Raw genomic sequence first — 11,489 nt, forward strand, 5'->3', positions numbered from 1 at the left:
TAAAAAATGGTTCTTATATATTCTTTTTAGTTTATTGTTCAATTTTAGGAGGAAACACTATAATATGTGAAGCATAATCTTTGTATTTTCTAAATTTTGTGGAAATGAATAATGGTTTTTCCCATTCTTTTTGATACTCCCAAGAAGGAGCTGCCTCCCAATTACACTCCTTTACTATATCAAATCTAGTAATCCAAGTATGCCAACCTTGCTTACTAAACCCCCAACCAAATTCATTTTGTAATAATAGACTATCAATTTGTTTTTGATCATTTTCTATAACAAACATCTTTTGAATGGGAATATCTGGTTGTTTCCAGACATCATATTTTTGTTTCTTTTTAAAATTATTACTTGCAGAAGAATACTCTTCTGAATCCTTAGAAATTACCAAAAAAGCAGTCCAATTAAAATATGTTGTAAGTATGTATGCGATACTCCATCCAGCATGTTCTCTCTCTTTCCATATTTTTTTGTGATACTTTTCTAAAATTTCAAATCTTTCAACTCCTAGTCCAGCCTCTAGTCCTTTGACTGCATATATGGTGCAATGCATACTATCTACTTTTATATCATTTTGTTGAGCTTGCATCTTATATCTTTCAAACTCATTTATAGTATCTCCGACTCCGTATCTATTTTTTGCATTGGTTTGCCAAATCGTACCATAATATTTACTAAATGTCTTTTTCACATTAGTAAAATACTCATTCTCTATTGCAGCAATAGCATTAATTGCTTTTGGAGAGTTAAACCCATTGTATGTATTAGATAGTATACTTGGCTGTGTATGAAATATCGTATCGTTTTTTTGAGTGGCATCTAATGATATTTCATTTACACTATCTTTTACTTGTATTATATTATACTCATTTGTTTGAAACGCCAAGTATATCAAAAAAATGATTATGCTCATTAATATAACAAGAACAACAATTAATAGTCTTTTTTTAAGCATATCATCAGAAAGATTTTAGTTTAAAAAAGAAAGGTGTATACATATTAAACTGTATACACCTTCTCGAAAAACATTTCTCCTATTGTTTGAAAATCAAGTCCTTCTTTTGCTACTACCACCAGGACAAGAAATCATATAGTAATCTAAAATTCAGGTAAAATGTATTAATTCATTTGAGCTAATAACTCATCAATCGTTTTTGCCATAACTACACCTGGCAACTTTACAGGGGAACCAATTTGTGCTAAGAAAGTACCTTTTACTTCTCCTGTTTTATAGGTTGTAAAACCAATTCTATATAGTCCTACTGTTAATGCATTAAGAGGATCACTCACTTTACTTTTGTAACGTAAAAGAGAGTTATAAGATCTTCCGCTAGGTTGCTTAGGCATCTCACCGCTATCATCATTTTTTGCTAATGTGTGCCAGTTTGCATTTGCAGCATTACTAATACCAGCCTTAGTAATGATATCTGATCTTTCTAAAGTAATATATGTATCAAAATAATCTCCTGATCCTGCATTAGCATCATAGGTAGCTCCTTTAATAGGATCTTTAACTTTAACCTTTTTTGCTGGAGACATCATACGTAAACCTAATTCTGGTGCCACTGCAGGAATCCAAACATAGATATAATAAAATTTCTTACCATCTCTTACTTCATCTTCTGTATTTACTGCTGCATGTCCTAAATAAGAAACTACATCTGTATAAGGAACTTTAATAGTTTTTGGTCCTATTTTCTTTTCAATAGAACTCCCGAATTTTTTAATTTTTTGAGCTTCTGCTGTAAAAGTACTACCAATAGCAAATGCTAATAATAAGATTGAAATTTTGATTTTCATTTTTAATGTGTTTATTATTATTTGAAGCTAAAGTAGTAGTAGTTAACGATTATCATAAGTGGTAATCCATAATTGGTTTTTATGAATTCATATTCGATATGATTTAACTTTTATTTGCGAATTTGAACATTGTATTTTCTTTTTATCCATAAACTCAAATTATACATTAGAAAACCTACTATTGCTAAAAATTATTTCAAACATCTTACTCCTCAAATTTTATTAATTCTTTTAACTAAGCAATCTTTCTCTAATTTTCATTAGGCTATCATCGATAATTAATTCTCCGTCAACAAAAACTTTTTGTAAAAGTCCTTTACTTTCTTCCTCTCTAGATACTTCATCTTTATAATTGATTCGTCCATTTTCACAAAATAACTTAATCAAACCTTTAGCTGATTTCTTTGTGCCGTCATCGGTAATCGGGTCTTTAAAAATTTCTCTCCCTTCACCCTTAACTTCTACATAAGTAGCTTTCATTGCAAATCCAAATGTATCTCTTGTATTATACTGATAAGTAAAACTCCCTATTCCTAAAACCACATTTGTAGAAGCAAATCCTTTCTCTTTAAGTCGTTCACAAATTTGTGTTGCTCTTTCAATAGTAATACTGTCTCCATAAATTGCTCCTATTTTAGGATTAAGTACTTTATAACCCTGATCATTTATAGTGCCTCCAAATTCATCCCATAGTAATTCTATAACTCCTTTAGAAACTATTGGACTTTCATCTTCACATCCGCAAATGATGTCTACAGGATCTCCAGAATCTGGTCGGATAACCAGTTTACCCTCTCTCCCTAGAATTTCCTCTTTTAGTTGTGGAAGATATTCTGTAAGTACTTTCCATAAATCCCAGGTGTCTGATACCACTGATAAAATTCCCGTAGGATAGGTTTCTAATAATCTTCGGAAGGTTCCGATTTCATCATCTTTACTACCAGCACACATTACACTATGTTCTGTTGCATTTACACTACCGATAACCAGTTCTTTGGTTACATCTGTATTATAAAAAGTTTCAAAAGCTTTAGCTACCGGAAGAGTGTCACTACCTGAAAAAGCAAGGGCATGTCCCATACCACTCAATATAGAAGATTCTGTACCAGACATTCCTCTCATAGAAAAGTCATGTCCTTGCCAAGTCACAAATTCTAAATTCTCTTGATCTGTTTCTGATGCATATTTATCTAATATTTTTCTATATTGCTTTGCTATGGTTGCAGATGTACAAGGTTGCCAGATAATATTAGATAACAAGGTTTCTAAGTAGTTTGTTAACCAGAAAAACTCTGGTTTTGTGTTTACCAAGGTGAACATAGGTACCCGAATAGGTACTTCTGAACCTTCTGGTAATGCTTTGATTTCTATCGGCAAATATCCTAAATCATGTAAATCCTCTATATGAGATGTATTATAATCTACTCCTAAATAATGATCAACATATTTCTTATACTCTGTTACAACATCCTCTTTGGGTTGATCAAAGAAGTCCTGATTAAATCGTTTAATTAAATACTCCTTAATAAGGTATTGTAGTCCAAAAAACACAACATTATCCACTCCTTCTACTCTGCTTTTTCGAGGCGTCCAGTTAGAATATACTAAAGTAGTACCTTCTGGATATTGCTCTCTATGACCTAATTTATAACCGTCTGTTAATAGTAATGGATTCATTCTTAATATTATTTTGCGTTAATTATACGCAAATATAACTTTTATCTTAGAATTGAAAAAATTTTCAAAGACATTTCTTCTAAAATATATTTATATTTTATTTGTCCCTTACCTTGCTTAAGTAATTTTTAAACACTTTTTGAAAATTGATAAGGTCTATCTTTTCCTTTTTGACCTTATCTCCTTCTTTATATTCTTCATAATATGAATCAATTTCTTTCTCAAAAAATCGTATACCAGCTACTATATCCCCATGATCTCCAGTTTCTAAATACCCTCTATATTTTTCTGGTTCTTTTGGGTAAGTCTCATCACCTCTCTTAGTTTCTGCTATGATAGCATCTATTAAATCTCTAAAAAAAACATCCATCTCATCAGGCTCAAAAACTTCAGGTTTATCAAAAAAAACATTTGTAATATTTATTAGATCGAAAGAGTTTAAATTATCTTGAAAACCACTAGTACCATAGCCATAAGTGCTATTATTTTTATCATACATAAAAAATATACTGCGTTTTGATAAATGGTTCATTTTTCCTATCACAAAATATTTGGAACCTATATATTCATCATTCATGTGATATTGTATCTCCCAATAGTTATCTTTCTTTAATAAGTTTACCTGAAATTTGTTTCCTTCGACGGCCAATGTAGGAGATCCTATAATTATTGTATCACCCTTTAGTATCATAGAAGTGCGCTGATAATAATGCATTGCAAATACATCAATATGCAATTCTGTAATTTTTTTATTTTCGATTTTCTTAGAAAAGATAGTAGAGGACACTTCTTCATACTCATATCCATCTATTATTTTACCATTTTCATAAACCGATTTGATATTCAATCTTGGTTTATATTTATTCTTTAGGTACTCATCATACTCTTCTTCATTCATCTGATATTCCTCAACCTCTTGCGATTCATCAAATGTATCTGCTCCTAATGCCATTTGGTAAACATCTAAGGAATACTGAAATTTTATAACTCCATTCTCATAATAATCAACTCTGGGAAATTCTATATTCCCCTTTGAGAAATACCCTTGATAAGGCTGACCATCTTTATAATAACTTTTATATACTTTCTGGGGTTTCTCTGTTATTAAAAAGGACCTGTTCTCTACAAAGTCATTCATGTTTTGAGCATTGATCGTATTAGACAAGAAGATGCACCATGCTAAAAGTAAAACTATCCTTACTTCACTTTTAATTCTATATCTCAATGGAAATCTAACAATCGTCATCCTTATTTATTTTAAAGGATAAAAATCGTCACTATTTTTAATAAAAACCACCCTGTTTTCAGTTAAAATAAAAGAGATTTAGTTTCGTCCTCTTTCATCGGGATACAAATATGGTAAGGGTTCACTCTGCCAAAATTCTTTGGTATCAATATCCAAAATGGTTAGTTTCCCCTTAAAAGCAGCTCCTGTATCAATATTCCATACGTTATGTGCTTTTATTGGTGTGTCTTTATTATAATTTGTTGTAGGTGTGTGGCCTATATATATTTCTTTGTAGTAATTAAACCTTTTGGGCTTAGTTAGTATATCTTCTAAAGTTTTTTCTTCAACTTTATCTGCTAATAATGCTGCTTCCCACAAGGTTCTATCCCAATAATAATTTGACTCATACTCTTCATTACCTGCTCCATGCATAGAAGTAAATCCTGCATGTAAAAACAACCTTTCTTTTTCGTCTATATAATAATTGTGTAGTGTCTCAAAAAACTTTTTATGCGTATTCTTTGATAAATATCCTGATTGGATATAGCTGTTTATGGTTTCTTTACCTCCATGTTCCAACCATATTGGATTAGTTACTCCTTTCTCCAACCATAAACCACACCAGAGGTCATGATTCCCTCTTATAAAAACACAAGTATTAGATATTGACAATTCTATTAGTTTTTCAATAGTTTCTGCCGACTCACTCCATCCATCTACATAATCTCCCAGAAAGATTAAAGTATCATTTGACGTTACTTTAGCGCTTTCTAACACTTGAAGTAATGCCTTATACCCACCATGTATATCGCCTATAACGAGTGTTCTTTTCATGATAATTGATACATTATATCTGTTCTTAAGACATATTTTGTTCCTGATATAATTGGTTTTCCTTCATGCCGTAAAGGATGATGAAATAATAATGCATCACCCTGTTTTGGTTCAATAGTCATCCCTTTTTCAAAATAAGTTTCACCTCCTTCGAAGTTATCATTAAGGTATATCAAAAATGAGAAAAAGCTACATTCTTTTTCATTTCTATTATAACTACCATCTCGATGCATCTTGAACCGCTGTCCAATATCATATTTATAAATTCTAAACATCTCATTGAGACCAATGGCTTTATATTTCCCAAAATCTTCTTCTACAAATGGTTGCACTTGCAACCATATCTTTTGAGCAAGTAATTCATCCTTAAATAGGATACGCTTATTATTACGAATTCCTTTTACCATCACCTGTCTACCATCAATATTTACTTTTGCTTCTTCGAATGAGACTTGTTCTCCTTTTTCAATAAAATGAGAACACATTTCTTTAGAAAGGAAATTTTTGACAAGAAATACTTCTGGATGTAGTTCAATTTTTTTCATCACATTATCATTTAAACTCAATATATTCTGGTGCCACAGTATCTGTTAACCAAACTCCATTATCAGATTGAAAAAACTCAATACCGTTTGTATACATTTCTCCTGATCGAACAGTGAGTATAATGGGCTTTCCTCTCCTTGACCCCACATTTGTTGCTGTTTCTCGTTCTTCACTTAGATGCACATGATGTCTGCTCATCTTAAGCAGTCCTTTTTCTCGAATGGCATCCATAAATTTTGCTACTGTGCCATGATATAGAAACTCTGGAGGTCGAACGGGTTTGTATTCTAAATCTATTTGAATAGAGTGACCTTGATTAGCACGTATCCTAGTTTCACCCTCATTAAAAGCAAACCGTTTCTTATCATTGGTTTCAACGATCTCTTTTAAAAGTTTCATATCCAAACTGGGTTGATGCCTTTTTGCTTTACTTAGCAATTCACTCACGTCTGCCCAACCATTTTCATCCAAATGTAGTTTAATCTTACCTGGGTTATGTCTAAGAATAAGACTTAAAAATTTACTTATATGTTTATGATTTGTTTTCATTTTTTTTAATATTTTTTTCTAATTCTTCACCATCTCTCACTACTTTAAACAAGTTATGTTCATATTCTGGAATAACAGTTGACTTCAATACTCCTATAATATCATTCCAAACATCTCCTATAAAAAAGACCTCAGGTCTATGTATAGATTTATCTTTGCGAATAATATCTAGTGTTAAGAATACCTCAGACAAGGTGCCTATTCCTCCTTTTTGTACTATAAACAAATTTGTATCCTGTATTAATAATTCTAATCGTTGATATAGTTTTTTGGTAACAATCGTTTCTGATAAGAATTCGTTTCCTTTTTCTGAACCTACTTGTTTACATGTTATACCGATTACTTTTCCTCCTTCTATAACAACTCCATTAGACACCGCTTCCATCATTCCACCATATCCACCATTCTTTACTACATACCCATTCCTGCTTAGTAAAGAACCTATCAAAATAGTTTCTTTATATTCTTTACTCTCTTTATTTTTTCCTGCTCCACCAAAAAGTGTTGCATATTTTATCTTTTTCATTTTACTAATTGATTAGTGTATAGCTCAAAATTTTCTATGTCAAAACAAACAAAATATACTTCCTTGATTGTCTCCTGAGTGACGAATTGTTGGATAGCATTTATAGCTATCTCAGCGGCAATTTCTTTAGGAAACCTATAAATCCCTGTACTAATATTAGGAAATGCAATAGTTTTAACTCCATTATTCAGTGCTAATTGCATAGCATTGATATAACAATTTGCTAATAATTTTTGTTTTTCTTTTCCTCCTTGATTCCAAACTGGACCTACCGTATGAATTACATAATGAGCAGGTAAGTTTCCTGCTGTTGTTATGACTGCTTCACCTACTTTACATTTTCCTTGTTTGGCAATTACTCTTTTACATTCTTCCAGAATCTGCGGTCCTCCTTTTCTATGAATAGCTCCATCTACTCCACTTCCTCCTAATAAAGAAGTATTGGCAGCGTTTACAATTGCATCAACGTTTATGGTTGTAATATCGGTTTGGATTACTTTTAGTTTCATTGCTATTCAAAATCATACACAAAAACATCTATATTTTTTTGTATTAATGTATCTATAATTATTGGTTCTATTTTATCCCATTTTCCTCCCGCAAGACCGCAACCAATTCTTGGCATGTGAATGCTAGCATTAAGTTTTTGAGCTTCCAAACCCACCTTTTCCAAACACTTTTGAACTGCCTCATAACGAATAGGGACTCCTTTACTTCCCGTCTTCATTCCTTGTTGTGCAATCATATTTCCGACATGTAGATAATCAGAGACTTTTATTATTTGAACTGCTCCTAGTTCAAAATCATTTTTTGCTCTATTTCTATGCCATTCTCTATAGGATTTTTCTGGTTCTGACCATCTTTTAGAGATCGCTAGAACAAAACCTTTTCCCCAACCACCAAGGTTATTACACACATGTACAATAATCTTAATTCCTTTTGCCTGAGGTACAGTAGCATCTCCTTTTATATATTTTATCGTTTTCATTTTAACATTAAATACCCATTCAATTCATCATCTTCAAAAGTCAATGGTTTTTCTTTTGGAGTCACTAAATCTTCTAGATTTTGTGATGTTACCAATTTGTATTGTTCTACCACAAATTCAGAAATATCTTCAATTTCCAAAATATCATCTTTGGCATATGATTTCACAAATTCTTTTCGTAAACCAATTTGAATTGCTCTACGTTCTTGTTTTGCTCCATAAGGGTCATGATCAGGATCCCATTGTAATCTTACATTTGAATTCTGTACATTTTTCTGCCATACCTCATATGACGAATACAACGTTGGTTTGAACGAGGAATACACTGCATTTTTTAAATAATTCTCAAAAGCTTGTCTCTTAAGATGTATTGCTAGTACCACTTCTTGCCCTTCTTTTGTTCCCCAGCCATTTCTATACATCATCCATAAAAAATTAGGTTTGATCCAGGTCATTCTTTCAAAACTAAATGCTCCTCCAAAAAATTGATTTTGCACAGCAAAATTTCCTATTTCTGGTCGATATGATTGATATACGACAATTTTTTCATCATCATATTGTGCCATAATATGATATCCTTGTTGAGGCCACTCTTTTTTCTGTTCTTTATATTTTTCTAATTGTAATTTCATTTTATTAATTTTTAAAAAGCTTAGACCCCTAATTCATCTCTCACTTCCATTAAGGCAAAACCTAATAAATTTTGTCCTCTCCATAGGTTAGGATTTTGTGCTTTTTCATTGCTTTGTCCCATTCCTATACCCCATATTCGATCTCTCGGACTTGCTTCTACAAGCACTCTTTTCTTTGTATTTAAAAGGAACTCTAACTGATCCTTATGTTATGAAAACTTATGAAGGTTTCCTTTCTTTACGATTTCGTATTTATGCTTATTCCAAACTACAGGATCAAAATTTTTTACTTTTCTTCCTAATTGTTTTGCTTCCATAGGATTTGAAGATTTAATAATCTCTTCTAAAATTATTGAATCATCAAATAATCTTGCTTTTTCAGCCATCATCCAGTGCTCTGCTGTTTTATACCGTATAGTATCGACTGTAAATGCTGAAGACCACCATTGACTAAAACAACTTTTACCAATGCTTCCATCTTTATTAGGTGTATGCCCCAAAAGAATAAGTACTTTATACTTTTCCCTTTATTAAATTGTTCTTGTATATTTTGTAATGTATATCTCATTTTAAACTTTTCTTTACCTCATTAATCAATTCTTCTAAACTATTTATTATTGGATTACTTTTATCTTAAAACGGGAATTTGCACCACTCCTTCTTCCTCAATATCTCTAAAAGAATTAGTAGTGAATATAGTTTCAAAACATTGACTCAATTCTTCTATACCTTTACTAAAAATTCCATGGCTAATAATTAGACTTAATGTACCTGCATTTTTTTCTTGTAAAGCTTTTGCTAACCCCAAGAACGTACCTCCACCATCACAAATATCATCTACAATAACACAATGCTTTCCTTTTAAATCTTCCTCATAGACTCTAAATCCCGATAGTTGACCTGTTTTTACATCTCGTTTCTTAGAACATTCTATCACTTCAACTCCACCTAAAAACTCCGAGACCTTATAAATCTTTTTTAAAGCACCACCGTCTGGAGAAACTAATATTACTTCTTCTTTTATATGCTTTAAACATTGTTTCACAAATTCATAGTTCTCAATAACTTTCACATTATCTAATAGTGCAGGAGTCACCTCAGAATGTGGATCAAAAACGGTTACCTGATCATATTGTTGAGCATTAATGATATCGGCATACACCTTTACACTTAATGATTCACCAGAGACCATAACCCTATCTTGTCGTGCAGCTGGAAAATATGGAATACATACATTAATCACTTTTATACCCATTCTACGTAAAGCATCTGTTGCAATCATTAATAATCCCAGATCATTAAAAGAATTTATACGATGTGTTATCGTAACGCTATCTTCAATATTCTGTTCCAAAATCTTTATATGCGGTTCACCCCCATTAAAGACAAAAGCTTCAAATTCTATTGATTTACCATATGGTGTAAATGATGGATCTAAATGCAAATATCTCATAATTGTGTTATTTTTACGCAAATTTAAAATAGAAAAATTAATCCACCAAGTATTTTGCGTAAAAATTACAATAAAAAATAAATTATATATTCAGAAGAGGTTTCGAATATGCGAGAATAACATCTAAAAGTTATTTAATATCAAAGAAGAAGCCTTCATCTTTTAATTTAAAATACTGCTTTTTGTTGAATTTAAAAAGGTTAGCCGGTCTACCTCGCCCTTCAGAAACCTTTTCCTCAAGTTCTTCCAGAATACCAAAGCCCAGTATTTTTTTTCTAAAATTCCTGCGATCAATCTGTTTTTCTAAGATTGTCATGTACAGTTTTTCTAAATCAGAAAACAAAAACTTGTTTTCTAATAGATCAAAACCAATAGGCTCATAAGTTAATTTGTTTTGAAGTCTTTCTTTGGCCTTATCAAATATAATTTGATGATCAAAAGCTAACTCTGGAAGTTCTTGTACATTAAACCAAGCAACATCTTTTGCGTCTGTGTCTGCTTTTATCTTATGATGTTCTGGTTTTACCAAAGCAAAATAGGTAATGCTTACCACTCTATTTCTTGGATCACGACCCAGGTTGCCAAATGAATACAATTGCTCCAAATAGTCTATAGTCACATTAGTCTCTTCTTTCAACTCTCGTTCTACAGCTTGTTCCAGGTTTTCATCTTCTAAGACCAGACCTCCTGGTAACGCCCAAGAATTTTTATAAGGTTCTATATTCCTTTTTATCAACAGGACATTAAGTTTTCTATCTTTATATCCAAAGACTACAGCATCAACAGCGACTTTAATATTTTGGCGTATCATAAACGCTAAATTATGAATTTAACTCAAGTTTTAAGGTAATTTTAAATTCAATTTTCTTTATAAAACCCAAATATAAATGCTACAGTCTTGGCATATATAAAACTTTCTATAGTTGGATCATATACAATTGGTGCATCCAATGTTTTCATCATCTCTATAACTCTATATAATTTAGCTTTTGAAATCCCTAATTGACATGCAAAACCTTCTGGTGAACCTGTAGTTTGCAACCGAACAGATTGATCAATCTGTTTTATCAATTCTATATGTTTAATAATAATATTCATAATGATTTTTCACCAATTAGTGTTATAACTGGAAATTCTTGCCAAACTGACCCACCTATTCCTATTATATTGACCCAGTAAATCCTATTTAAACTGACCCACCTATTCTTGTTTAAATTGACCCACCCCCAAAAGTGTGTGTATTAAATAACTTG

General features: G+C 31.6%; 14 protein-coding genes and 1 pseudogene. All 15 read right to left on the bottom strand.

Annotation, left to right across the window (positions count from 1 at the left end):
• Positions 1 to 31: 31 nt before the first annotated feature.
• Entirely contained in the window at positions 32 to 916 is an 885-nt protein-coding gene (locus FOF46_RS26705) for a hypothetical protein (protein ID WP_143918595.1), read from the bottom strand.
• A 206-nt stretch (positions 917 to 1,122) separates the two neighbouring features.
• Complete coding sequence (locus tag FOF46_RS26710) at positions 1,123 to 1,803, bottom strand: LipL32 family surface lipoprotein (RefSeq protein WP_109436663.1); 681 nt, start codon at positions 1,801 to 1,803, stop codon at positions 1,123 to 1,125.
• Positions 1,804 to 2,034: 231 nt separating this feature from the next.
• Positions 2,035 to 3,480 carry a nicotinate phosphoribosyltransferase gene (locus FOF46_RS26715; RefSeq protein ID WP_143918596.1) on the bottom strand — a complete coding sequence of 482 codons (1,446 nt, stop codon included), beginning with the start codon at positions 3,478 to 3,480 and terminating at the stop codon, positions 2,035 to 2,037.
• Positions 3,481 to 3,577: 97 nt separating this feature from the next.
• A complete protein-coding gene (locus FOF46_RS26720; protein ID WP_143918597.1) occupies positions 3,578 to 4,726 on the bottom strand; it encodes a hypothetical protein in 1,149 nt (382 codons plus the stop codon).
• A 78-nt stretch (positions 4,727 to 4,804) separates the two neighbouring features.
• The gene (locus FOF46_RS26725; protein ID WP_109436660.1) at positions 4,805 to 5,542 is read right to left on the bottom strand and encodes a metallophosphoesterase family protein; all 738 of its coding nucleotides are present in this window, start codon (positions 5,540 to 5,542) and stop codon (positions 4,805 to 4,807) included.
• Positions 5,539 to 6,087 (bottom strand): prolyl hydroxylase family protein, encoded by a 549-nt coding sequence (locus tag FOF46_RS26730; protein ID WP_109436706.1) that lies wholly within the window; start codon positions 6,085 to 6,087, stop codon positions 5,539 to 5,541. The genes FOF46_RS26725 and FOF46_RS26730 overlap by 4 nt, the downstream gene beginning before the upstream one ends.
• Before the next feature lie 7 nt (positions 6,088 to 6,094).
• Positions 6,095 to 6,637, bottom strand: a complete 543-nt coding sequence (locus FOF46_RS26735; protein WP_143918598.1) for an RNA 2'-phosphotransferase — start codon at positions 6,635 to 6,637, stop codon at positions 6,095 to 6,097.
• Complete coding sequence (locus FOF46_RS26740; RefSeq protein WP_109436658.1) at positions 6,621 to 7,163, bottom strand: LOG family protein; 543 nt, start codon at positions 7,161 to 7,163, stop codon at positions 6,621 to 6,623. The genes FOF46_RS26735 and FOF46_RS26740 overlap by 17 nt, the downstream gene beginning before the upstream one ends.
• Positions 7,160 to 7,672, bottom strand: coding sequence for an O-acetyl-ADP-ribose deacetylase (locus FOF46_RS26745; protein ID WP_143918599.1), 513 nt, complete (start codon positions 7,670 to 7,672; stop codon positions 7,160 to 7,162). Before FOF46_RS26745 ends, FOF46_RS26740 begins: the two co-directional genes overlap by 4 nt.
• 2 nt (positions 7,673 to 7,674) lie before the next feature.
• Positions 7,675 to 8,151, bottom strand: a complete 477-nt coding sequence (locus FOF46_RS26750; RefSeq protein ID WP_143918600.1) for a macro domain-containing protein — start codon at positions 8,149 to 8,151, stop codon at positions 7,675 to 7,677.
• Positions 8,148 to 8,783, bottom strand: coding sequence for a DUF4291 domain-containing protein (locus FOF46_RS26755; protein WP_143918601.1), 636 nt, complete (start codon positions 8,781 to 8,783; stop codon positions 8,148 to 8,150). Before FOF46_RS26755 ends, FOF46_RS26750 begins: the two co-directional genes overlap by 4 nt.
• A 20-nt stretch (positions 8,784 to 8,803) precedes the next feature.
• Positions 8,804 to 9,283, bottom strand: a pseudogene (locus FOF46_RS26760) (NADAR family protein).
• 128 nt (positions 9,284 to 9,411) lie between these two features.
• Positions 9,412 to 10,236, bottom strand: a complete 825-nt coding sequence (prs, locus tag FOF46_RS26765) for a ribose-phosphate diphosphokinase (RefSeq protein ID WP_143918602.1) — start codon at positions 10,234 to 10,236, stop codon at positions 9,412 to 9,414.
• A gap of 130 nt (positions 10,237 to 10,366) precedes the next feature.
• Positions 10,367 to 11,047, bottom strand: coding sequence for an NUDIX hydrolase (locus tag FOF46_RS26770; protein WP_109436652.1), 681 nt, complete (start codon positions 11,045 to 11,047; stop codon positions 10,367 to 10,369).
• 47 nt (positions 11,048 to 11,094) lie between these two features.
• Positions 11,095 to 11,334, bottom strand: coding sequence for a hypothetical protein (locus tag FOF46_RS26775; RefSeq protein ID WP_143918603.1), 240 nt, complete (start codon positions 11,332 to 11,334; stop codon positions 11,095 to 11,097).
• Between the last annotated feature and the right edge of the window lie 155 nt (positions 11,335 to 11,489).

This window comes from Aquimarina algiphila (genome assembly GCF_007489275.1).
Taxonomy (GTDB): Bacteria; Bacteroidota; Bacteroidia; order Flavobacteriales; family Flavobacteriaceae; genus Aquimarina; species Aquimarina algiphila.